The sequence below is a fragment of the Arthrobacter glycogeni genome (assembly GCF_054511155.1).
Genome location: NZ_JBTNDE010000001.1, coordinates 162,464 through 186,840, shown reverse-complemented (window position 1 = coordinate 186,840; position 24,377 = coordinate 162,464). Strand labels below are relative to the sequence as shown.

Below are 24,377 nucleotides of genomic sequence, written 5' to 3'. Positions count from 1 at the left end.
AATTCATGTGTGAGGATTTCGCCGAGGCGGTCTATGAGGTGGCGGCGGTGATCCCCCGCGGCTCAGTGCTGTCCTACGGGGACATTGCCGAACTGCTCGAATGTGCCGGGCCCCGGCAGGTCGGCGCGGCCATGTCCCGGGCCGGCGAGGGAACACCCTGGTGGCGGGTGGTGCGCGCCAGCGGACTGCCTCCGGCCGGTCACAGCATCCGGGCGTCCCCGTTTTACGAAGCTGAGGGGACACCCCTGCGCGCCGTCGGGCACACCAGAAACGACACCTCTCCTGACGACGGGTACACGATCGATATGGGCGCGGCACGGTGGAACCCCACGGCTGAGCAGCGGGTGGTCCTCGACGCGATCCGCTCGCAGCTGGCTGAGGTTTCCGGGTTCCCGCGCAGAATGTCAGAGCCCCATGATGGGCTTCAGGCATGAGTCTGAAACCGCGATTGGTCGTTGCAGCCGATCCTACGATCGGGCGGCCCGCCTCGTCCGCTCCGCTGCTCAGCCGTGACCAGCGGACCGTAGTTGAGCTTGGGGCCGGCAGCGGGCCGGTACTGGTATTGGGCGGTCCCGGAACCGGCAAGTCGACTGTGTTGATTGAGGCCGCAGTGCGGCGGATCAACCACGAAGGTCTCGACCCGTCCGCCGTGCTGGTGCTGGCTCCATCACGGGTCGGCGCGGCCCGGCTCCGCGACGCCCTGACTACACGGCTGAACCGTAGCCTCAGTGCCGCGCCGGCGCGGACCTGGGCATCCTATGCGTTCGACCTGATCCGCAGGGCACGGATCGAAGGGCGGCTGCCCGAACTGTCCCGCAGTCCCCGGCTGCTTTCCGGGGCGGAACAGGATCTGATCATCAAGGAACTCCTGGACGGGCACAACCGGCCCGGCGCGGCGCCGCTCGGCTGGCCCGAGGGATTAGGCCTTGCCCTGGGGACCCGGGGTTTTCGGCAGGAAGTGCGGGAGCTCTTCGACCGGGTCAGCGAGTACGGAATGCACCCCGCCGAGCTGGCTGAGCTGGGGAAGCGCTTCGACCGTCCTGACTGGACCGCCGGGGCACGGCTGTACCAGGAATACCGTGATGTGCTGGATCTGCGGATGCCGGAGGCCTTCGACCCGGCGGGAGTCCTGACAGCCGCCCGGCACCTCCTGGAGTTCGATGAGGAGTTCCTGGCCCAGGAGCGGTCCCGGTTGCAGTTGATCCTGGTGGATGACTATCAGGAGTCCAATGCGGCGGTCCACGCGCTGCTCACCCTGCTGGGCAGGGACCGGGACGTGCTGGTGGCGTCCTGCCCGGACACTGTGGTCCATGGGTTCCGGGGTGCCCGCCCGGAGCTCACCGGCAGGCTGGCACAGGAGCTCGCGGTGACCACAGAGCTGCTGACGGTGGCCCTCACTGCCTCGTACCGCTTATCCGGACCCCTGGCCAACGCCTGGCAGAACGTTGCGTCGCGAATCTCCATTGTGGGAGGCGCACCGGTATACCGGACGCTTGAACCACCGGAGCACGGACCGGGCATTGTCCCGCAGTCCGGCGTCGTCTCTGCTCACCTGGTGGACTCGTCTTTCCATGAGTTGCGCTATGTTGCCCAACGGATTCTTGAAGCACAGCTTTTCGGTGGGCGCAGCCTTGCCGATATCGCGGTGATCGTGCGCACTGGCGCCCAGGTGGCTGAGTTGCAGCGCTACCTGACGGGTCAGGGAATTGCTGTCAATGTTCCGGTGGCCGAACGGGCCATCCGGGATGAACCAGCGGTGAAGCCCCTGCTGGACATCTTCGGGGTAGTCCTCGGCCAGCACACCCTCGACGCAGGGTTGGCCGTATCACTGTTGTCATCACGGATGGGAGGCGCGGGAACGCTTGAGCTGCGTCAGCTGCGTCAGAGTCTCCGGCAGGCGGAACTGGCCGCCGGACGTGGGCGCACCAGCGACGAACTGCTGGTGGAGGCTCTCACCGACCCCTCCCTGACCGGGCCTGGACTGCGGGGCGGCACTGCGGCCCGCCGGATAGCCCGGATGATCTCAGCAGGAGCATCGGCGCTGGCGGCGCCGGGGGCCAACCCCGAGACGGTGTTGTGGGCGCTCTGGGAAGCCTCGGGGTGGTCGACCAAATGGGCCGATGTGGCCGTCGCCGAGGGAGCCTCATCGGTGCGGGCGGACCGGGATCTCGACGCGGTAGTCGCCCTGTTCCAGACCGCCGAGCGGTTTGTCGACCAGGTACCGGGGGCGCCGCCTGCCCGGTTCCTCGAGTACCTGACCAGCCAGGAACTGCCCATGGATACCCTGGCGCCGCGGGCCCAGCACCAGGAGTCGGTGGCGTTACTGACCCCGGCCAGTGCCTCCGGCCGTCAATGGCCGGTGGTCATTGTGGCAGGGATCCAGGAGGGGATCTGGCCCAACCTGCGTCTCCGTGGGGAGCTGCTGGGGTCAGGTGAGCTCACCGCCCTGATGGACCACGGCGCAGATTTCCGGCGCCATCGTGACCCACTGACCCTGATGCAGGACATCCGCTTCGACGAACTGAGGAGCTTTTCGGTAGCAGTGTCACGTGCGGTTGAAGAACTGATTTGCTGCGCCGTCGCATCGGATGAGGCTCAACCATCACCGTTCCTCGACCTGGTGGATCCCCTGCCGCCGGGTCAACTGGAACGCGTGCGGACCGAGGTGCAACGGCCCCTGACGCTCCGGGCGTTGGTGGCTGAACTCAGGAAGTACGCCCAGCAGGAAGCCACGTTCCCCGAACTTGCGCGCGAGGCGACCCGTCACCTCGGCGCCATGGTCAATCACTCACCCGAGGTGCCGGGGGCCCACCCCTGCGGCTGGTGGGGCCTCCAGGAGCCGTCCTCCAGCGCCCCGGTGGTGCCGCCGGACCAGCCCATCCCGGTATCACCCTCGAAGGTCGACGCGGTCCTGAAGTCACCGTTGAACTGGTTTGTGTCAGCGGTGGGTGGGGAACCCACAACGGATTTCGCCCGCTCGCTGGGTACGCTCGTGCATGGCATTGCCCAGGACCTCCCTGACGCCACCGGAAGCCAGTACGTCGAAGAGCTGCAACGGCGGTGGCCTTCGTTGGGGATGAAGGACAACTGGGAAGGACTGAGTGATTTCCAGCGCGCGGAACTGATGGTCCGAAAGCTGGCCGGATACGTCATTTCCATGCGCCAGGACGGACGGTCGCTGCTCGGCACCGAGGTTGACTTCGAGGTGGACCTTGAGGTGCCGACGGGGGAGGGCTTGCGGATGGCGCGGCTGCGGGGACAGATCGATCGGCTGGAGATTGACGACGAAGGCCGGCTGGTCATCGTCGACCTCAAGACCGGCAAATCCTCGCCGTCCCTGGCAGACCTCGATCGACATCCGCAGCTGGCCTCCTACCAGGTGGCAGTGGCCGAGGGGGCCCTGACCGACGGGGAGCCCGCGGGACCGGGCGGAGCCGCGCTGGTGCAGCTCGGGACCACCCGCAAGGAAGCAGGAGTCCAGCAGCAACCGCCCCTGGCCGCCGACGACCGGTGGGCGCGGGAGATGATTGAGGAGGCGGCCCGTCTGATGTCCGCGGCACAGTTCGACGCTGTCCATGATCCGAAGCGTTCCGGGCACGGCGGGTCAGGGTGCCGGCTCCCGGAAATCTGTCCGTTGTGCCCGGAAGGCCGGCAGGTGACCGAATGACCACCACCTCCGAATCCGGCGCGGCAGGAGCCGTCCAGGTCGCTGGGTCGCCGGCCCCGCGGTACTCCGCCCGCGAGCTCGCCGAACTCCTGCACGGGGATCCATCGACCCCGGTCCAATACCCCACCCCAGACCAGGTCACCATCATTGAGGCTCCGCTGGAGCCATTGCTGGTGATTGCCGGAGCGGGGTCGGGTAAGACCAAGACCATGGCCGATCGGGTGGTCTGGCTGGTGGCCAACGCGTTGGTCCGGCCCGAGCAGATTCTGGGGGTGACGTTCACCAGGAAAGCCGCGGGGGAGCTCTCCGCCCGAATCCGCCAGCAGCTTACCGCGCTGTACCCGGCGCTGGCGGCCGCAGGACACGAGGACGATGCTGGCGACAGGCTTGACCCGAGCGTCTCCACCTACCACTCCTACGCGAACGCCATTGTGCAGGACTATGGGTTGCGGATCGGCGTCGAGCGCGACTCGGTGCTGCTGGGGGCGGCCCAGGCGTGGCAGCTGTCCAGCACGGTCGTTGAGGCGTACGACGGCGAGTGGGAGCACTTCAGTGCGGCGAAGTCCACCCTGGTGAAGGCGGTTCTGACGATGGCAGGGGAGTGTGCTGAACATCTGGTGACCCCGGCGGAAGTGCGGGCGGTACTCAGGGAGCACCTGTCGGCGGTAAGCAATCTGGAATACGCCGCAGGGACCTCGCGCCGTCCAGCGCAGGCCGTGGCCAAGATGCTGGACAAACTGCGTACCCGCGTCACCATCACGGAGCTGGTTGAACACTACTCCGACGCCAAGCACTCCCGGCGGCAGCTCGACTTCGGTGATCTCGTTGCGCTCGCCGCAAGGATCGTCAGCGATGTCCCCGAGGCGGTTGAGCTGGAGCGCCAGAAATACCGGGTGGTCCTCCTCGACGAATTCCAGGACACCTCCTTCGCCCAGATGGTGCTGTTCTCAAAGCTCTTCGGCGACGGTCGGGCAGTAACCGCGGTGGGGGACCCGCACCAATCGATTTACGGCTTCCGGGGCGCATCAGCGGGGCAACTCGGCACGTTCCGCACCACGTTTCCCCTCGCGCTTGAGGGCGGTCTGCGGCCCTCGCCGGTCGCGAATCTGTCCATCGCCTGGCGGAACGGCACCAGCATCCTTGCTGCAGCCAACGTCGTCGCAGGAGAGCTTAACCGGCCGCCGAGCTGGCTCCGGACCACCGAACTGATCGTTCCACCGCTCGAGCCCAAACCCCGGGCGGGCGTGGGCGAGGTCTATCTCGGACGGTTCCTCAGCGAGGCCACCGTCAGTAGAGACGGCGCAACCGTTCCGGGCGAGGCGGCGATCCTGGCGGATCAGGTCGAACAGCATCGGCGGCGCGGCTTCGAGCGGGGGCAGGATGGCAGGCGGCTCACACCGACTGTGGCAGTGCTGTGCCGGGGCAGACGGCAGTTTGAACCCATTCGCAGAGAACTTGAGCAGCGGGGCATCCCGGTGCAGATCGTGGGTCTCGGCGGCCTGCTAAGGACCCCTGAGATTGTCGAACTGCTTGCCGTGTTGAGAGTGCTCGGCGACCCGGACCGGTCTGATTCCCTGTTGCGGCTGGTTGCGGGGGCCCGGTGGCGGATCGGTCCGGCCGACATCATGGCGCTGGGCGACTGGTCGCGGCACCTGGCCCAGCGCAGGGCGTGGTTGGCATCCGGCAACGGAACAAAACCCGGTTCGGAGCCCGGTTCGGAGTCGGGTCCAGAGTCGGGTCCAGACCTGGGCTGGGGCCGGGCGCCGGAAACCGGTCCGGCTGCCCCGACTGCAGTCCCGCCTGACACGGTAGAGCCTGACACGGTAGAGCCTGACACGGTAGAGTCGGGCAGCCTGGTAGAGGCAGTTGACCAGCTCCCGCCGACGGGCTGGGTGTCCAGGAGCGGCCGTGGGCTGAGCGACGAGGGGCGGACCCGGTTGACGCGGCTCCGGGATGAGCTGCGACTGCTCAGGGATTTCGTCGGTGATGACCTCACCACGTTGATCAATGAGGTGGAACGCAGGATCCTTCTTGACATTGAAGTGGCCGCCAAACCACTGGTGGGTATCCACGAGGCCAGGCGGAACCTTGACGCGTTTGTGGATGCCGTCGCCGGGTTCAGCTCCACAGCTGAGCGCGTGGATCTTGCTGCGTTCCTGGCATGGCTTGAGGCAGCGGATGCCGAAGAGGATGGGCTTCCGGTGACCGCACTGGAAACCAGTCGCGATGCGGTGCAGCTCCTGACCGTGCATGCGGCGAAAGGGCTGGAGTGGGACATTGTTGTGGTCCCCGGGCTCAACGAAGGCGCTTTCCCGAGTGGGTCCGACTCCCGCTGGAGCAGCGGCGACTCGGCTATTCCCTGGAACCTGCGCGGAGATGCCGGCGAGCTCCCCCAATGGGACTGGGAGCAGCCGGATCAGGTGTCCTGGATTGCCAGCGAGAAGACTTTCACTTCGGAGGCCCGCTATCACGCTGGACGGGAGGAACGCCGGCTCGCCTACGTCGCGTTCACCCGGGCGAAACACGTGCTGGTGTGCACTTCATCGGCCTGGGGCGGTGGCCGAACCAAACCGACGCCGGCTTCGACGTATCTGACCGAACTGAGGAAACTCACTGAACATCACGAACCGGGCTACACCGTCCTGCATTGGCTGCCAGAGGAGAACGAGGGGGACACCAACCCGGCCAACGCCGTGGAGGCCCGCGCTGCCTGGCCGGTAGATCCGCTGCGCTCCCGCCGGACGGGTATCGAGTCGGCCGCTGCAGCAGTCCTTGCAGCAGCGGCGGGTTCCGTCATCGGGTCCGACGCCGGGCGTCCTGATGGGGTCGCCGTCCAGGGCGGACGGTGGGACGAGGAGACGCGGCTGGCTCTGGCACGGCATGCCCGGCGCGCAGGGAACCCGGAGGTGGTGCTTCCCGCCCACATCTCGGCCTCCCTCCTCGTCGAGCTCTCCGACGATCCCGCGGCCGTGGCCCGTCAGCTCCGCCGGCCGGTGCCGCGACGCCCCGGCATGGCGGCACGCCGTGGCACTGCCTTCCATTCCTGGATTGAGGAGTTCTACGGCACCAGCGGAATGCTGGATCTAGGTGAGAACCCCGGAGCGGACTCCCACATTGACGAGGCCCTTGATCTTGAGAGCATGATCGAAACGTTCAAGGGGTCGGTCTGGGCTCACCGTGTTCCGGTGGAGCTGGAAGTACCGATCGAAACGAGGGTGGGTGCCCTGGTGGTGCGCGGCCGCATCGATGCCGTATTCAGGGATGGCGACGGCAGGTGGGAACTGGTCGACTGGAAGACCGGCACACCGCCGTCGCGCGACAAACTCGCCGTGCGATCTGTTCAGCTTGCTGTCTACCGGCTTGCTTGGGCGCGGCTGAAGGATGTTCCGCTGGACTCGGTCCAGGCCGCGTTCTACTACGCCAGCACCGACACAGTGATCCGGCCGCACAATCTGGCCACGGAGGCTGGGCTGGAGGAGATCATCCGGAAAGCAACCGCTCCAGGGAAGGACTGAGCAGGCCGACCGGCCGGGCCAGCGGTCAGCTGGACTTGATAATGGGCAGCGAGGAGGTTTCGGTGTCGTCGGCGGGAACCGGTGACACCGAGAACCGCTGGGATGATGAGGTCGCTGCCGTCCTGCCGTCCTGCTCATCAGCCTCAGCGGGTTCGTCGTCAGCGTCTGCGACGTCACTTTCGACGTCATCACTGGCACGCCCGTCGTCGGTGGCTCTGCCGATGACAGCTTCCTCAGGGACGTTGCCCCCGCCGTCGGCAACGTCAGTCCCCGGCTCTTCGTCCTCCTCGGGCGCCGTGCGCCCGGCGTCGTCGTCAGCATCGGCCTGGGCGGACCGGTACTCGGCCATGGCGGCCTCCTCGACCTGCAGGTCCCGGTCGAGGGAAGTCATCATGTCTTCGGCTTCGGCGATCATCTCGGCATTGTCCATCGCCACGCCCCGCACCAGCCACTGCGCCAGGGCAAACTCGGCGGCCAGTGCTGCACGGCGCATGAGATGCGGGTCGGCGGCCTCCGCCCGCGCGAGAACATAGGCCCGGTGCACGTCCTCGGCGAACCTTGGGTTGGTGGCGGCCAGCAGCCAGGCGAAGTCGTCGGCAGGGTCGCCTACCCGGAGATCGGTCCAGCCGGTGACGGCAGCGACCCGTCCAGCCGCGATCAGCAGGTTGTCCTCATGAAGATCTCCGTGGACCACCGTCGGATGGAACCGCCAGAGGGTGACATCCTCCAGCGCATGCTCCCATCGCCGCAGGAGGTGTGCGGGGATCCGGCCCGTGATGGCAGCCTGATCCAGTTCGTTCAGTTTGCGCTGCCTGAATTCGTTCGCCTCGTAACTCGGCAGGTCAGCGTTGTGGACCAGGAGTGGCGGCAAATCATGAATGGCCGCCAGCATCCTGCCCAGTTCTGTTGCCAGTCCGCCGCCAGAGGCAAGGTCGTCCAGTTCGCGGGGGGAGCCTTCGAGGTGGGCGTACACAAAAGTGCACAGCTCGCCTTGCCTCAGCGTCCCGGCGATGTGAGGCACCAGGAACGGTAACTCCGCCCTGATGGCCGGTGTAAACGCTTTCAGGGCTTGCAGCTCGGTTTCGAGCCTCATCGACGCATCAGGGTGCCGGGGGGACCGTACCCGCCACTGCTTCCCCGAATCATCGACCAGCAGCGCCGATTCGAAGTCGGCGGCATCATCAGGGACGCCCGCCACCCCCGTGGGGGTAAGCCCGGGTACGGCGGCGCTGGCAATCGCGGCGAGTTCCATGGGAGTGCGTTTCACACCCTCAACGGTAGGGCGGTCCTTCCCGGAATGGGTCGTTGCCGGTCGGCGAGTCGTCAGAAGCTGCCGACCGCCCCCCATCAACGGGTACTGAAATGTGTTTTGGGGGAGCGAGAACGTACCGTAGAACCATGAGTGAAACCCTCCGGATCCCCGCCCTGCAGTCGTTCGGATCGCTGCCCATGGCGCGGGTGGCGCTGGACCGGGGAGGAGCCCTGCGCTCTAGCCCAGCGCTCCTCGGCGAGCTGTGGGAGGCGCCCACGACACGTGTGATGTTCATCGCCCACGGACGGTCGCCGGTGATCGACGGCTCCCTGCTGCTCGTCGACCCGGCTACGGCCGATCGTCCGGCAACACCCATCTATCTGGGGCAGACGCTCGCCGACGATCCGGAGCCTGGCGGCGTTCCCGCCGGTAGCCATGTCTTCCTGGCCATCCTGGACGAGGTGGACACGGCGATTGGTGAGGAGGGGGCCTGGATGGGCCTCCGCGACGCGGCGACAGCTCTTTCGGGGCGGGACGCCAGCATTTTCGTCCAGGCTGCGGCTGTCGCCAACTGGCACGACAAGCACACTCATTGCCCCCGTTGCGGGACGCTGACCGAGGTTGTGGAGGGAGGCTGGGTGCGCAGGTGTCCAGCTGACGGGTCCGACCATTACCCCAGGACCGACCCGGCCATCATCGTCGCAGTGGTCGACGACGACGACCGGCTCCTCCTGGGATCCGCGGCCGGGTGGCCCGAGGGCAGGTTCTCCACCCTTGCCGGTTTCGTCGAACCCGGCGAATCGCTTGAGGCGGCGGTGATCCGCGAGGTCGCCGAGGAATCGGGAATCAACGTCCACTCGCCGCAGTACCTCGGATCGCAGCCGTGGCCGTTCCCTGCGTCCCTGATGCTCGGGTTCATCGCCACAGCAGTGAACACCAACCAGGTCCCCGACGGCGTGGAAATCATGGACGTCAGGTGGTTCACCCGGGCTGAGCTCGCCGTCGCGGTGCGGGACGGCGACATCACGGTGCCCACCGGCGCGTCAGTGTCCCGGGCCCTGATCGAGCACTGGTATGGCGGGCCACTCGACGTGGCACCCGCGGAGGGCCGGCCATAGGCATGGAAACAACTTTCGAAGAGAGGATCCTGGCAGGCCTCGACGACGAACAGCGCACTGTCGCATCCACCCTGACCGGACCACTGTGCGTGCTGGCCGGAGCCGGAACCGGCAAGACCAGGGCCATCACCCACCGGATCGCCTACGGCGTCCACACGGGTGTCTACAAACCACAGCAGGTGCTTGCTGTGACTTTCACCGCCCGTGCCGCCGCCGAGATGCGGACCCGGCTTCGTGACCTGTCGGCCCAGGGCGTCCAGGCGCGCACCTTCCATGCGGCAGCGTTGCGGCAATTGCAGTACTTCTGGCCGCAGGCCGTGGGAGGACCGCTTCCAGCCCTCGTGGATCACAAGGCCCAGCTCATCGCTGAGGCTTCGAGGCGGCTGCGCCTGTCGACTGACCGGGCAGCCATCAGGGATGTCGCCGCCGAGATCGAATGGGCCAAAGTGTCGATGTTGACCCCCGAGGGGTACACCGCAGCAGCGGCCGGACGGGTGGAACCCGCCGGAATGGACCTCACCACTGTGGCCCGCATCTTCGCCGGCTACGAGGATCTGAAGCTTGACCGCAACGTCATCGACTTCGAGGATGTCCTGCTGATCACTGTGGGGATCCTGCAGGAAGACGAAAAAGTCGCTGCGACCGTGCGTGCCCAATACCGCCACTTCGTGGTCGATGAATACCAAGACGTGTCACCGCTGCAGCAGCGGTTGCTGGACCTGTGGCTGGGGGATCGGAGCGAACTATGCGTCGTGGGTGACGCCAGCCAGACGATCTATTCGTTTACCGGAGCCACTTCGCGGCACCTGCTGGACTTCACCGGCCGCTACGAGGGCGCCCAGGTGGTCCGCCTGGTCCGCGACTACCGGTCAACTCCCCAGGTGGTCCGACTGGCCAACAACCTGCTCGCCGCCCGAACCGCTGAGGCGGGCCGCCACCCCGGCTCGACCAGCTGGTCCACCCCGCTGGAACTGATCGCGCAGCGCCCCACCGGCCCGGAACCGTCATTTACGGAGTGCAGCGACGATGAGGCTGAGGCGGCTGAGGCGGCACGGCGGATCACCGAACTGCTGGACAACGGGGTGCTGGCCAGCGAGATCGCCATCCTCTACCGCACGAATGGGCAGTCGGCGGCCTACGAGCAGGCCCTGGCCAGTGCCGGCATTGGGTATCAGCTGCGCGGCGGTGAACGATTCTTCACCCGGCGGGAGGTGAGGGACGCGCTGCTGCAGTTGCGGGCCGGGGCCCGGACCGCCGGATCCGACGATGTCCCCCAGCTGGTACGGGACATCCTGGCGAGCCTCGGGTACGCGCCGGTGGCCCCCGCAAGTTCCGGTGCCGTCCGGGAAAAATGGGAGTCCCTCGCCGCTCTGGTCGCCCTGGCCGATGAGTTAAGCGCCTCCCGGGCAGCCGACGGATTCACCCTCCAGGATTTCGTGGCAGAACTTGAGGAGCGGGCCGCAGCCCAGCACGCACCGACAGTGCAGGGCGTCACCCTCGCCTCCCTCCACGCGGCCAAGGGGCTCGAATGGGATGCCGTGTTCCTGGTGGGGCTCAGCGAAGGGCTGATGCCCATCTCGTTCGCCGACACCCCCGAGGCTGTTGACGAGGAACGCAGGCTCCTCTATGTCGGCATCACCCGGGCGCGGGAGCATCTTGCACTGTCATGGTCAACAGCGCGCACCCCTGGGGGGCGGGCCAGCCGCAAGCCGACCCGGTTCCTCGACGGTCTGCGCCCGGCGGCCGACGGCGATCGGGCCTTCAGAACCCCGAAGGCCCGACAGAGCCGTAAGGTGTCGGCTCCATCCACCTGCCGGGTCTGCGGGAAAGTGTTGGGTTCCGGGTCCGAGCGCAAGATCGGGCGCTGCGCCGACTGCCCGGCGACGTACCAGGAAGCAACTTTTGAGGCGCTGCGGGCGTGGCGTTTGGAACAAGCCCGGGAGAATGACGTGCCCGCGTTCGTCGTGTTCACCGACGCCACCCTCGTCGCGATCGCTGAAGCACGACCCACCACTATCGAGAAGCTGGGCGGGCTGGCTGGCATCGGTCCGTCGAAGCTTGAGAAGTACGGCGAATCGGTCCTGTCAATCATCGCCGACAGTGAATAGCTGAAGGGAGAGCCCCGAAATGATCGAGCCCGCCATGAGTGAGCGGTCCCCCGGTGCACCGGGGCAGCTCGGCGCCAACCCACCGGTCGAGGTCAGGCGGTCCGCCAAACGCAGGCGGACCGTCAGCGCCGACCTGCGCGACGGCGTCGTCGTGGTCTCCATTCCGGCCCACTTCACGGCGGCGCAGGAACGGGAGTGGGTGCACCGGATGGTCGCCAAAGTCCAGTCGAAGTACCAGGAGGCGGCCCGCCCAGCGAACGGTCCGGGAGACGCCGGGCCGGGCGACGGGCTCCTGCAGCGTGCCGCCGCCCTTTCCCAGGATTACCTGGCGGGACGGGGGCAGCCGGTGAGCATCGGCTGGGTCACCAACCAAAACTCCCGCTGGGCCTCGGCGACGCCGTCGCGCAAGACCATCCGGCTGTCGCACAAGCTGCAGGGCATGCCCGACTGGGTGGTGAATTACGTTATTCTGCACGAGATGGCACACCTGATCGAGCCGTCGCACAACCGGACGTTCTGGCGGCTGCTGGAGTCGTACCCGCAGACCGAATCAGCCAAATCGTTCCTTGACGGGGTAGCTTTCGCGGCCAACCATGGACTGGCTGGCCGCGAAAGTTGAGGGGACGGACTGCCGGCTAGCGGCGGCGCCGGTCCGCGGCGAGCCAGTAGTTGCTGAAACCGGCGTCGTTGGGGTCAACGTTGGTACCGGGAGGGACGATCTCGTCGATCCGGTCCAGGGTTGCCGTGTCCAGCTCGAGGGAAGCCGCGTCGAGCTGTGATTCGAGCTGCTCCATCGTGCGAGGCCCGATGATGGCGCTGGTAACTCCCGGATGGCGGAGCACAAAAGCCAGTGCAAGGTGGACCAGCGGAACCCCGAGGTCGTCTGCTAGCGCGCCCAACTGGTCGGCTGCCTCTAGCTTGGCTGCGGTCGCCGGGTCCGTCAGATCGAACGGTTCCTTGTCCGACCCGCGCCGCGTGGCCGGGAGGTCCTGGCCTTTCCGGTACTTGCCGCTCAGCCACCCGCCCGCGAGCGGACTCCAAACCAGGCTGCCCATCGAGTGCCGGTGGGTGGTGGGCAGCAGATCCGCCTCGACCCCGCGTGCGAGGAGCGAGTACGGCGGCTGCTCGGTCACGAAGCGCGCCGTATGGTGCTGCCGTGCCGACCACTGGGCCTCCACCACCTGGGAGGGCTGGAAGGTGGACGACCCGATGTAGCGCACCTTGCCCTGGCGGACCAGGTCATCGAGGGCTCCGAGTGTTTCATCGATGTCGGTGTGCTCATCCGGGCGGTGCATCTGGTACAGGTCAAGGTAGTCGGTGCCCAGCCGCCGCAGTGAGTCCTCGACTGCCCGCATAATCCACTGCCTGGACCCGCCGCGGTAGTTCGGCTGCTGCTTCATCCCGTTGAAGAACTTGGTCGCGATCACCAGATCCTCGCGCCGGCCGTGCTCAGCGATCGCCTTGCCCAGGATCTCCTCGGACTCGCCAAACGCGTAAATGTCGGCGCTGTCGATGAAGTTGATCCCGGCATCGATAGCGCGGCGGATGATCCTGATGGAGTCCTGGTGGTCCTTGTTGCCCCAGTCGCCGAACATCATCGTGCCGAGACAAAGGCGGCTGACTTCAACCCCGGTCCGGCCGAGTTGGGTGGTGGGCGGCGAAGTTGTCTGTTCAACCATGGGGTTTACTGCTTCCTGGGTCGGTGTCGTCGTGTGGAGTATCGTCCTCGGGCGGGTCGTCCCCTGACTGGGTCGGCTCAGTCGGTTCGGTCGGCTCATCGGTTTCGGGGGCTTCATCGAACCCGCCGTCCAGCAACCGCTGCAGTGCCGCATCGACCTCGGACTCCGAGGACTCGGCGAGCTGTCGACGCTGGCTGAACCCTTGAGGATCGTCGAGGTCCTCGGCGGTTGGCAGCAGATCGGGGTGTTCCCATACGGCGTCGCGGCCTGCGATGCCCCGCTCGGCCTGCAGATGAGCCCACAGGGTGGCGGCGTCGCGTAGTCGACGCGGTCGCAGCTCCAACCCTACGAGGGAAGCGAACGCGTGTTCGGCGGGACCGCCCGTGGCGCGGCGCCGCCGAACCATTTCCCGCAGCGACGCCGACGACGGCAGATTGGCGGTGGCGGCTGCGGTCAGCTCGTCGACCCACCCCTCGACAAGTGCCAGTGCTGTTTCCAGCCGGATCAGCGCCGCGTCCTGCTGGGGGGTCCGGCCAGGCATGAAAACACCTTCGGAGAGTGCCGCCTGCATCGATTCCGGGTTGGAGGGATCAATGTCGCGTGCCACCTCCTCGATCTTGGACATATCGATGTGGATGCCCCGCGCATAGCTGTCAACAGCACTCAGCAGGTGGCCCGCAAGCCACGGCACCTGGCTGAAGAGCCGGGTGTGAGCTGCTTCCCGGACAGCGAGGAACAGCCTGACTTCCTGCTCGCGGATGTCCAGGCCCTCGCCGAACGCTGTCACGTTTGCGGGGAGCAGGGCCATCCGGCCCTCGGCCAACGGCAGGCCAATGTCGGTGGAACTCACGACGTCCTTCGACAGGGCTCCCACCGCCTGGCCCAGCTGCATGCCGAACATGGCGCCGCCGAGATTCTGCAGCATCGACGACGCGCCGCCCATCATGGTCTTCATTTCTTCGGGCAGCTGCTCGGTGATGGCATCGGACAGCGCCTTCGCTATGCTCTCCGCCACCGGCTCGGTAAGTCGCTTCCAGGTGTCCATGGTTGCCTCGACCCATTCGGCCCGGGACCAGGCCCGGCCGAGCGTGTTGGTGGAGGGGAAGTCGGTGACCGGGTCAAGCCACATTTCGGCGAGTCTCAGCGCCTCATCCACGTCGCGGCGTTGTTGCGGGGTGACTGAGGGGTCGCTGTCGGCAGCGGCGACCCGGCGGGCGTGCTCGTGGGCGAGTTGCCAGTTCACCGGCCCTTCACTCTGGGCAGCGAACATTGCCTGGACCTGCTGCATCATCATCGCCATCGACTGCGGATCGGACGGGAGACCGGCGGCCTTGGCCAGCTCCTGGGGGTCCATTCCCTGCGCGCCGCCACCCATCAGGCGCGCCAGCATCTCGGAGAGGGGGTCCTTGGGGGTGTCGCCGTCGTCGTTCGACGGATCTGACGGGTTGGAGGTCACTGATACCACTGGTCCTGGAATTGGCTGCTGGAATTGGCTGCTGTAGTCCTCATAGGTGGGCTGCGCCGACAGCCGCTGAACAACTAGTGCTGGCACTCCCACGGTACCCGCCGTCGAGCGAAGATGTCTCTAACGCGCTGGACCGTTCGCTGAGGGCAAAGCAACCAGGCCGTTACCGATGGGTGCCGTGGGTTCCCTCAGGAAGTACGCTGGAGAGGCTCAGCGGCGCGTGGTCGGGCGGAACACCCAGCATCGCCACGCACCACCAGCACCTGCGCAGTGTCTGACCAAGAGAAGGTTTCCAGTTGACCCAGTCCACCCCCGCCGACCTTTCGACGCCGCCCACCAAGACGAAACGGGATCCCCGCTTCACTGTGATGGTGGTGTCTGGTTTCCTGGCACTCCTGCTGGGCGCCGCCGCGGTTCTGCTGCCCGCTCCCTACGTGGTGGAGTCGCCAGGGCCCACCTTCAACACGATTGGCGAGATCGATTCCCAGCCCCTCATCGAGGTGCAGGGGCGGCAGACCTTCCCCACGTCCGGCAACCTCGACCTGACCACCGTGTACGTCACGGGTGGGCCGGGGACCCAACTCGGCATTTTTGAGGTGTTCAAGGCGTGGCTCAATCCAACCGAATCGGTGGTGCCACGCGAGCTGCGGTATCCTCCCGACGTCACCCAGGAAGATATCCAGGAGCAGAACGCCGTGGCCATGACCTCTTCGCAGGAGTCGGCGATTGCTGCGGCACTGGCACACCTGGACATTGACTTCGAGGAGGAACTTTCGGTCGCAGGGCTGGTCGACGACGCTGCCGCGGCGGGAATCCTCGAAGAGGGCGACGTCATCAGCTCGGTGGACGGGACCGAGGTCACCAACATTGGCGTCCTCAGGAATTCCTTGAACGCAGCAAACGGGGAGCCGGTCGATCTCGGGCTGGTGCGCGACGGCGGTGAGGTCACCGAAGCGGTGACGCCCAAGGAATCGCCGGGCGGGGACTTCCAGCTCGGGGTGGGACTGGTAGCGAACTTCACCTTCCCCTTCGACATCACCATCGCCCTGGACAACGTGGGCGGGCCGTCGGCCGGGTCCATGTTTGCTCTGGGGATCGTCGATCTGCTGACCGATGGCGAACTCACCGGCGGCAAACATTTTGCCGGGACAGGCACCATCGACTCGGCAGGCCAGGTGGGACCGATTGGCGGGATCAGGCAGAAACTTGCCGGCGCCCGGGAGTCGGGAGCCGAAGTGTTTCTCGCCCCGGCAGCCAATTGCGGCGAAGTGCTCGGACACGTCCCGGACGGCCTCCAGGTGGTCCGGGTGGAAACTCTCGACGACGCGGTGAACGCTGTCCGTACGATCGGCGCGGGCGACGACGCCGCTGCCGCCCTGCCGACCTGTGAAGCCGGCTAGGCCAGTCAGGATACGCCCACCCCAACGCACCTCGGCGTCGAGTTTGGACACAGTTTGATGTCGATCTGGCCTCCGGGGGCTTGGACCGGAACGAAATTGGGCTGCCCAGACGTGTTCAGGGCAGAATGGAAAGGCATGGAACTGCCGTGTCGTGCCGCCGATTCGGGCGGTGCGATCGCGGTTTCCGTGATCCAACGGATCCAACGATGAGGTAAATGTGACTTCCGGACCAGACCGGCCGTTCGGCAGCAGGCCGAGCCAAACCAATTCCACCAGCACCAAAAGACGTAGCCCGCTGATCCCGACGTTAGTGGTGCTGGCCGTCCTGGTCATCGCTTTCGTGTACGTCTCGCAGGTCTACGCGGACGTCCTCTGGTACAACCAGCTCGGATTCCTCGAAGTGTTCGTCACCGAGAACATTTCCCGCGTCGTCCTCTTCGCTGCAGCATTCCTCATCATGGGACTCAGCGTGTACTTCAGTTTGCGGCTCGCCTACCGTTCCCGCCCGATCTATGCCCCGGACAACGCAGTCCAGGACAACCTGAACCGCTATCAGGCCCAGCTTGAGCCGATCAGGCGCCTGCTGATGCTCGGCATCCCCGTGGTCCTCGCAGCCTTCGCCGGGACCGCTGCCGCCTCCCAGTGGCAGCCTGTGCTGTTGTTCTTCAACCAGGAACCGTTCGGCGAGACGGACCCCGAATTCGGCCTGGACATCGCCTTCTACGTCTTCACCCTGCCGTTCCTGACCTTCCTGATCGGTTTCCTGATCAGCGTGGTCATCATCAGCACCATTGCCGGCGTCCTGACCCACTACCTCTACGGCGGCATCCGCCTCGAGGAAAAGGGACTCTTCACGTCCAAGGCAGCCCGCATCCACATCGCGGTCCTCGCGGCGTTGTTCCTGCTCCTCCAGGGCGTGAACTACTGGTTGGATCGGTACGCCACGCTGACCGGCACCGGCGGGCGCTGGGATGGGGCCCTGTACACGGACGTCAATGCGGTCATCCCCACCAAGGCGATTCTCGCCGCCGCAGCGATCATCGTCGCTGTCCTGTTCATCGTCTCAGCGGTGATCGGGCGCTGGCGGCTCCCCATCATCGGCACCGCGATGCTGATCATCACGGCAATCCTCGCCGGCGGCGTGTACCCTTGGGTGATCCAGCGTTTTCAGGTGGTGCCCTCCGAGTTCAGCAGGGAAGAGCCGTTCATTGAACGGAACATCGATCAGACCCGTGCGGCCTACGGGCTGGACGAGGTTGAGGTGAACCCCTATAACCCGGAGGACATTCCCGCGCCGGGCGCCCTCAATGAGGACGGCGAAACCACGGCGAACATTAGGTTGCTCGACCCGAACCTGGTCAGCGACGCCTTCAGTCAGCTCCAGCAGTTCCGCCAGTATTACCAGTTCCCCGAAACCCTTAACGTCGACCGGTACGAGATCGACGGCGAGATCGAGGACACGGTGATCGCTGTCCGTGAGCTGAACACCGCCGGTGTGCCGGAAGGCTGGATCAATGAGCACGTCCTGTACACCCACGGCTACGGCATCGTTGCCGCCGCCGGTTCGTCCACCGAACCAGATGGTCGTCCGTCGTTCATCCAGTCGGGGATCCCGTCAACGGGCGCCCTCGGCGACGAGAGTACCTACGAACCCCGGATCTACTTCGGCGAATCATCTCCGCTGTACTCGGTGGTGGGAGCCCCCGAGGATTCGAACCCCATTGAGATCGACCGACCGCAGAGCGAAGAGTCCGATCAGCAGTCGCGCAGCACCTTCCAGGGCAGCGGTGGCCCCGACGTCGGGAACATCTTCAACCGGTTGGTCTATGCGCTGAAGTTCCAGTCGACCGACCTGCTGTTGTCGGACCAGGTCAACAGTGACTCCCAGATCTTCTATGACCGGGATCCGGTGGAACGGGTGGAGAAGGTTGCCCCGTACCTGACCCTGGACGGCAACAGTTACCCGGCGATTGTCGACGGGCGGGTCAAATGGATTATCGACGGGTACACGACCACCGCCGACTACCCCTATTCGACGCAGCAGGAACTGGCGTCCGCGACCCAGGATTCCCTGACTGCCGAGGGACTCGCCACTCCGCTTCCCGCGGAGCAGGTCAACTACATACGTAACGCGGTGAAGGCAACCGTCGACGCGTACGACGGCTCGGTGGACCTGTACGCCTGGGATGAGGAAGACCCGATTCTCAAGGCGTGGCAGAACATCTACCCGACGTCGCTGCAGCCGTTCAGTGAGATGTCGGCCGATCTGATGTCGCACGTCCGCTACCCGGAGGATCTCTTCAAGGTGCAGCGCGAACTGCTTGCCCGGTATCACGTCACCGAGACTGAGCCGTTCTACAGCAACAATGAGGCCTGGAGCGTCCCGAACGACCCCACGCTTGACGGCGACATCAGCGTGCCGCAGCCCCCGTACTACCTTTCGCTTCAGATGCCTGAGCAGGACGGAGCAAGCTTCTCGCTGACCACCCCCTTCATCCCGTTCGTTCCCGCGGGGCAGGAGGCCCGGAACGTGCTGTACGGTTTCCTTGCTGCCGACGGCGACGCCGGCACCGGCGAGGCCGGCGTCAAAGCCGACACCTATGGCACCTTGAGGCTCCTTGACTCGTCCGGTCAGGACTCGGCGGTCGGTCCAGGACAGGCAGCCAACCTCTTCAACTCGGACACCACCGTGTCGCAGGAGCTTAACCTCCTGCGCCAGGGCGCCTCCGAGGTGATCAGCGGTAACCTGCTGACGCTGCCGATTGGTGGCGGTGTGGCCTACGTGCAACCCGTGTACGTGCAGTCCTCCGGCGACTCCTCCTTCCCGGTCCTCCGGCGGGTGCTGGTGAGCTTTGGCGAGGAGGTTGGTTTCGCGCCGACCCTCGCTGAGGCGCTCGACCAGGTCTTTGGCGGGGACTCCGGAGCTGTCACCGGTGACAGCGACAACGTCGGTGAGACACCAGAGGATCCTGCTGCGCCGCCCGTTGAGGGCGAACCGGCCGAGGGCGAGCCCACTGAGGCTCCCACCGCGGCACCCACCGAGCCAGCAACCGGTGGCACCGATGATCCGGCAGCGGATCTCCGGGCCGCCCTTGAGGACGCCAACACCGCCATCGTTGACGGCCAGGAGGCCCTCGCTGACGGCGACTTCGCGGCCTATGGTGAGGCTCAGGACCGCCTGAGTGACGCACTGGCGCGGGCCCTGGACGCCGAGGAACGGCAGTCAGGGGCCGCACCAGCCGGAGAATAGGGCAGCATTTAGCCGCTTGATTCCCGTCGATTTGCACTATCCACCCCGGGGCCGTAACGTTGAGTTTACGCCGCGGGGTGGAGCAGTTCGGTAGCTCGCTGGGCTCATAACCCAGAGGTCACAGGTTCAAATCCTGTCCCCGCAACGAGAAAAGATCCCGACCGGTTACTCACTGGTCGGGATCTTTTTTGTGTCGGCACCAGCACCCTTCCCGGCTGTGTCCTACGTGCCGCGCAGGTCCTGGTAGGCGGAGAGCGCACGTTCACGGGTTTCTGCGAGGTCGACCACGGGGGAGGGGTAGCCCGCCGGGGAGTCGGCGTCCTTCCACGGTTCATGGATGTTGCCGGCGTCTCTGAGTTCGGGAACAAAGCGTTTGAGGTAGGCCCCTTCCTTGTCGAACTTCTTGCTTTGCGTCACGGGGTTGAAAATCCTGAAGTAGGGGGACGCATCGGCACCCGATCCGGCGACCCATTGCCAGTTGGCTGGATTGCTGGCTGAGTCGGCATCCACCAGGGTGTCCCAGAACCACTGTTCCCCGACGCGCCAGTCCACCATCAGGTTCTTGATGAGGAATGATGCGGTCGCCATCCGCACCCGATTGTGCATCCAGCCGGTGTCCCAGAGTTGGCGCATCCCCGCATCGACGAGGGGATAGCCGGTGCGGCCGCGCTGCCAGGCGCCCAGTTCACCCGGTGTCGGTGTCTGCCAGGTGAATCCGTCAAAGTCCCGCCGGTAGTTCTCGGTGGCCAGATCGGGGTTGTGGTAGAGCAGTTGCCAACAGAATTCCCGCCAGCCGATCTCCGAGCCAAAGACCTGAACGTCGTGGGCAATTGATCCGGGGGTCGCCGACTTCGATGCGTGCCAGACCTGAAAGGGGCTGATTTCACCGAACCGCAGATGGGGTGACAGCCGACTGGTGCCCTCGACCCCCGGTAGGTCACGGTTTCCGGCGTACCCGGCCACCGATCCGTCGAGGAATTCGTCGAGCCGGTCCCCGCCGCCGGCTTCGCCGGGCGTCCACTGGTCCTGAAGCCCACCGGACCAGTCGGGTGCTGTCGGCAAAAGCCCCCAGGAGCCAAGGTCCTCCGACGGTAGGGTGGGGCCCGTCAGGCGATCAGGAGCAGCCAGCGGGGTTCGGGGCTCCGGCTGGTCCCGGCAGGCCCGCCAGAAGGGCGTAAACACCTTGTAGGGACCACCGGCGCCGGTGGTGACCTGCCAGGGTTCGAATAGCAGGTTCGCTTGATAGCTGGTCGCCTCAACGCCATTGTCGGCACACCATGATTTGACCGAGGCGTCGATGGTCCGCTCGGGGCGGGCGTACCGGCGGTTCCATACCACCCGCTCCGCTCCGGTTTCTGCAACGAGCCCGCGGATGACGTATTCGCCGGGGCCTGATCGCAGCACGAGCTGCCCGCCGAGCTCTTCGATGGCGTTGGATAAGGAAGTGAGCGAATGGTGGAGCCACCACCGGGTGGCGCCACCGAGCGGGCGGATTCCGTCGCTTTCTTCGTCGAACACGAAGCAGATGATGAGGTCCTGGGTATCGGCGTCGAGTGCTGCAGCCAACGCCGGGTTGTCGCTGAGCCGAAGGTCGTCGCGGAGCCATACAAGTGTGGGTGCCATGAAGGCCAATCTACACAAAACCGGCGCCACCCGATGAGGGTGACGCCGGCGTGAGGGCCTGTGAACCGGGTTGTTACTGGCCCGGCTGGTAATCGTCGGTGTCGCTTCCCTGCCCGATGGCCGAGGGGGCCCGCCCGCTGGAGCCGCCGGACTTCAGGGCCGCCAGGCGCGCCTCGACCTCGGTCTGCTCACCGAGATCCTCGAGGCTTTCAAACTGTGAGTCGAGGCTGGAATTGGCAAGTTCGGCCTGACCCAGCACCCGTGCTTCCTCTCGGCGGATCTTTTCCTCGAACCGCCCGACCTCGCTGGTGGGGTCCATGAAGTCGATGCTCTTTACAGCATCGTGGACCTGCTGCTGGGCCTGCGCGGTACGGGACCGGGCAATGAGCTCGTCACGCTTGCTGGTGAGCTCGTTCAGCTTGCCCTTCATCTGGTTCAGACCGGTCTTCAGCTTCTCAACGATCTCTTCCTGCGAGCCGATCGTCGGTTCTGCGCCGCGGGCTTCGTTCTCGGAGGTCATCTGGCGCTGGATTGCAACCTTTGCCAGGTTGTCGAACTTCTCGGCGTCAACCGTGTCCCCCGCATTGCGGTACTCGTCCGCTTTCTTCGACGCGGAGAGAGCCTTGTTGCCCCAGTTACGGGCGTTGTCTTGATCTTCCTTGTAATCCTCCTGCAGCATCCGCAGGTTGCCGATGGTCTGGGCGACTGCACTTTCAGCTTCAGCGATGCTGTTGGTGTAGTCGCGGACCATCTGGTCCAGCATCTTCTGCGGGTCCTCCGCCTGATCCAGCAGAGAGTTGATGTTGGCCTTGGCCAGTTGGGTGATACGTCCGAAAATTGACTGTTTTACCATGGGTTTGCCTTTCGATTCGCCGATGTTCTGGGTCTGCCCTCACCTGCGGGTGAGGAAATTACTGGTGGTGTCGCGGATCAGAAGTCGCCGCCGCCGCCGCCGAAGTCGCCGAAACCGCCACCCCCGCCACCGAAGCCGCCGAAGCCGCCGCCACCGAACATGTCGCCGCCTCCGTCGCCTCCACCGCCGCCGAAGAGCCCGCCACCGCCGCCGCCACCGTTGAGGATGCCGCCGAGGAGGATGCCGCCGAGGAGTGCGCCACCCATCCCGCCGCCCTGGTTGCCTCGGCCGCCAAACATGCCGCCACCGCCAAAGCCGCCCATGCCGCCACCGAAGCCGTCAACATCCTGCTGGGCGATCTGTGCTGCCTGCTCAGCGAGGGCAGTAGCCTGCTGGGCGTGGGACAACGCTGCCACCGGGTCGTCCGACTGGATCTGCACCGCGTACTCGAGGTTGCGCTCTGCTTCGGCGAGCCGGGTACGGGCCTCACTGCCGACACCGCCGCGACGCGCCCGGATGTAGTCGGACGTGCCGGAAATCCTCGACTGGGCGGCCATGATGGCGTGCTGCAGAGCCTCGCGGGCGCGCTGCGTCTGCTCAGACTGGTTCCTGACACCGCCGAGGGCGGCATCGAGCTGGGCGTGCGCTGCTTCGGTGCGCTGCAGCAGGGCGACGGGGTCAACCCTCCCACTCGCCGATTCGGTCCTGACGGTGGTGAGCGCCGCGTCCGCCGCCGCCACCGGACCGGCCAGGTCCTGATGCTGGCCCGTGCCGAGCATGGCCTGCGCCTGGGCAAGGTCCTGGGTGGTATCAGCTACCGAACGGTCCAGCTCTTTCTTGGCTGCATCCAACTCGGTGGCCCGTTTGCTGATTGCCTCAAGCAGCACCGTCGTCTGGTGAACGCTCTCCTCCGCCGCGCGGACCGCGATCACCGCCGACCCGGTATCCCCGGCGCTGAGGTGCTGTTGAGCCGACTTGGCGGCGCTGTCAACGAATGTGAGCCGCTCGTTGGCTTGCTCGACATTGTCCTGCACCTGGGAGGTAGCCGAATCGGCGTAGTTCTGCTGCAGCTGACGCAAGGTCTGCTCCGCGTCGGCCACCCGGGTTTTGACCCCGTCGGCTGAGGCCTGAGCGGCCGCGAGAGCGGCAGGGGCGTTACGCTCCAGCTCGCGGAGAGCATCAAAATCAGTCTTATGCTCCTGCAGGGACCCGTTGACCGATTCGCACCGGCGGATGATGTCACCGAGCCAGGTGCGCTGCTGTTCCTCGGTGTCGGGGATGTGGTCGTCGAGCTGCTGTTGTAGCTTGAAGGATTCGCTCATGTGCTGTTTCGCTGCCGCGATGTCGTCAACGAAGGGTTGGACGGCCGCGTCGCCATACTGAGCCTGGGCGAACCCTACTTCCTGTTCGCTGGACTTGATGGCGTCGTCGGCGGCGATCAGCAGGCTGCCGGCTTTCTTGCGCAGCTCCTCCACGCTGAGGGCTGCTAGCGGGTCGAGTACTTCGCCGTCCGGTCCGCGGCCCGGACCGAAGTCCTTGGACTCGGCTGGGCCGCTGGTGAGCGACTTCTTTCCGCGGGATCGCAGGAAGAAGAATCCACCGATGCCGGCCAGTGCCACCAGGGCGCCCACCAGGATGACGGCCCCGAAGCCGCTACCGCCGCTGGCGGACCCATTTTCGCTGCCGTTCCCGGAGCCAGCCGACTCGCCGGCCAGGATGTCGGTGACGGCGCCAGCGGCGGCAACACCCGCGCCCGCCCAGTCGTCTACCTCCAGTTCGGGAATGATGTCGGAATTGTAGGCCTGGGGCAATGCGTCACGAACAGGGCTGGAGCCGACCGCTCCAAAGGTTCCGTTCCTGGTTTCGACGGCGACAGCTAGCAGGACGTCAGCCTCGCCAAGGTCGCTCGATCTGGCAGTCGCCGCCGCCCAGTCGTCGGGATCGGTCGGGTTCGTGAACGTGTCGACGAAGATCACGCGGAGCCGATAACCCTCGGCATCCTGCAGCTGGGCGATCGCGTCCTCGACCTCGGCCAGGCCGGCCGCGTCAAGGACACCCGCGTCGTCGATCACATTCTCCGCGCCGAAATCAACTGGGGGCGCGGCGTACGCTCCAGGAAGTGTGGTCAAGGGCAGCAGCAGTGCGGCGCTGACGCCTACTGCCGCTGTAAGGCGCCTGGTGCTCGATCGCATTCAATACCCTTCAGAAGTTTCCCCGAAATTCCCGTTGACGTGCGGTAACGGCTGGCAGCCAATGCCGCCAACGCGTTCACACGCCCATTTTGAAGTCTAGGGCGCGGTAGTGGGGCAGTCCACCTACCCGTATCTGCCCCTAGCGAAATGCCTGGCAGCGGGCAGCTGATTTTTGCTGGAAACGACGCACCCGAGGAGAATGATGGAGCAGAGCCTCGCATCCGGTTGGCTCACAGTATTCATTCAGCGAACATC

Annotated in this window: 14 protein-coding genes and 1 tRNA gene; 9 read left to right on the top strand and 6 right to left on the bottom strand. The window is 65.8% G+C overall.

The window, feature by feature from the left end; translation table 11 throughout:
- The first annotated feature begins 5 nt into the window (after positions 1-5).
- The 3 genes from ACX80O_RS00845 to ACX80O_RS00835 are packed head-to-tail and all read left to right on the top strand — an operon-like array spanning position 6 to position 7,182.
- A complete protein-coding gene (locus ACX80O_RS00845; RefSeq protein WP_459332191.1) occupies positions 6-434 on the top strand; it encodes an MGMT family protein in 429 nt (142 codons plus the stop codon).
- Complete coding sequence (locus ACX80O_RS00840; protein WP_459332190.1) at positions 431-3,667, top strand: ATP-dependent helicase; 3,237 nt, start codon at positions 431-433, stop codon at positions 3,665-3,667. Before ACX80O_RS00845 ends, ACX80O_RS00840 begins: the two co-directional genes overlap by 4 nt.
- Positions 3,664-7,182, top strand: coding sequence for an ATP-dependent helicase (locus ACX80O_RS00835; protein WP_459332189.1), 3,519 nt, complete (start codon positions 3,664-3,666; stop codon positions 7,180-7,182). Before ACX80O_RS00840 ends, ACX80O_RS00835 begins: the two co-directional genes overlap by 4 nt.
- A gap of 25 nt (positions 7,183-7,207) precedes the next feature.
- Here the strand turns inward: ACX80O_RS00835 and ACX80O_RS00830 are convergent, their stop codons facing one another.
- A complete protein-coding gene (locus tag ACX80O_RS00830) occupies positions 7,208-8,449 on the bottom strand; it encodes a macrolide 2'-phosphotransferase (protein ID WP_459332188.1) in 1,242 nt (413 codons plus the stop codon).
- Positions 8,450-8,580: 131 nt separating this feature from the next.
- Here ACX80O_RS00830 and nudC point away from each other — a divergent pair, with 131 nt between their 5' ends.
- From nudC to ACX80O_RS00815, 3 genes are read left to right on the top strand one after another with little or no spacing between them, the layout of a single operon-like run.
- Positions 8,581-9,552: an NAD(+) diphosphatase gene (gene nudC, locus ACX80O_RS00825; protein ID WP_459332187.1), complete on the top strand. Its 972-nt coding sequence runs from the start codon at positions 8,581-8,583 to the stop codon at positions 9,550-9,552.
- A gap of 2 nt (positions 9,553-9,554) precedes the next feature.
- Positions 9,555-11,660 carry an ATP-dependent DNA helicase UvrD2 gene (locus ACX80O_RS00820; RefSeq protein WP_459332186.1) on the top strand — a complete coding sequence of 702 codons (2,106 nt, stop codon included), beginning with the start codon at positions 9,555-9,557 and terminating at the stop codon, positions 11,658-11,660.
- 34 nt (positions 11,661-11,694) lie between these two features.
- Positions 11,695-12,279, top strand: coding sequence for a M48 family metallopeptidase (locus ACX80O_RS00815; RefSeq protein WP_459332274.1), 585 nt, complete (start codon positions 11,695-11,697; stop codon positions 12,277-12,279).
- A gap of 16 nt (positions 12,280-12,295) precedes the next feature.
- Here the strand turns inward: ACX80O_RS00815 and ACX80O_RS00810 are convergent, their stop codons facing one another.
- Both ACX80O_RS00810 and ACX80O_RS00805 read right to left on the bottom strand, forming a co-directional pair.
- Complete coding sequence (locus tag ACX80O_RS00810) at positions 12,296-13,339, bottom strand: aldo/keto reductase (RefSeq protein WP_459332185.1); 1,044 nt, start codon at positions 13,337-13,339, stop codon at positions 12,296-12,298.
- The gene (locus ACX80O_RS00805) at positions 13,332-14,795 is read right to left on the bottom strand and encodes a zinc-dependent metalloprotease (protein ID WP_459332273.1); all 1,464 of its coding nucleotides are present in this window, start codon (positions 14,793-14,795) and stop codon (positions 13,332-13,334) included. The genes ACX80O_RS00810 and ACX80O_RS00805 overlap by 8 nt, the downstream gene beginning before the upstream one ends.
- Before the next feature lie 305 nt (positions 14,796-15,100).
- Here ACX80O_RS00805 and ACX80O_RS00800 point away from each other — a divergent pair, with 305 nt between their 5' ends.
- The 3 genes from ACX80O_RS00800 to ACX80O_RS00790 all read left to right on the top strand — a co-directional run bounded on the left by ACX80O_RS00800 (position 15,101) and on the right by ACX80O_RS00790 (position 19,599).
- Positions 15,101-16,204 carry a YlbL family protein gene (locus ACX80O_RS00800; RefSeq protein ID WP_459305499.1) on the top strand — a complete coding sequence of 368 codons (1,104 nt, stop codon included), beginning with the start codon at positions 15,101-15,103 and terminating at the stop codon, positions 16,202-16,204.
- Between the two features lie 217 nt (positions 16,205-16,421).
- The gene (locus ACX80O_RS00795; protein WP_459305500.1) at positions 16,422-19,454 is read left to right on the top strand and encodes a UPF0182 family membrane protein; all 3,033 of its coding nucleotides are present in this window, start codon (positions 16,422-16,424) and stop codon (positions 19,452-19,454) included.
- A 71-nt stretch (positions 19,455-19,525) separates the two neighbouring features.
- A tRNA-Met gene (locus tag ACX80O_RS00790) sits at positions 19,526-19,599 on the top strand.
- Positions 19,600-19,676: 77 nt separating this feature from the next.
- On the opposite strand, the gene ACX80O_RS00785 is transcribed toward ACX80O_RS00790, so the two are convergent.
- From ACX80O_RS00785 to ACX80O_RS00775, 3 genes are all read right to left on the bottom strand, one after another.
- The gene (locus ACX80O_RS00785) at positions 19,677-21,077 is read right to left on the bottom strand and encodes a cryptochrome/photolyase family protein (protein ID WP_459332184.1); all 1,401 of its coding nucleotides are present in this window, start codon (positions 21,075-21,077) and stop codon (positions 19,677-19,679) included.
- Between the two features lie 73 nt (positions 21,078-21,150).
- Positions 21,151-21,930: a PspA/IM30 family protein gene (locus ACX80O_RS00780; protein WP_459332183.1), complete on the bottom strand. Its 780-nt coding sequence runs from the start codon at positions 21,928-21,930 to the stop codon at positions 21,151-21,153.
- 77 nt (positions 21,931-22,007) lie between these two features.
- Positions 22,008-24,122 (bottom strand): TPM domain-containing protein, encoded by a 2,115-nt coding sequence (locus ACX80O_RS00775; RefSeq protein ID WP_459332182.1) that lies wholly within the window; start codon positions 24,120-24,122, stop codon positions 22,008-22,010.
- Positions 24,123-24,377 lie beyond the last annotated feature (255 nt).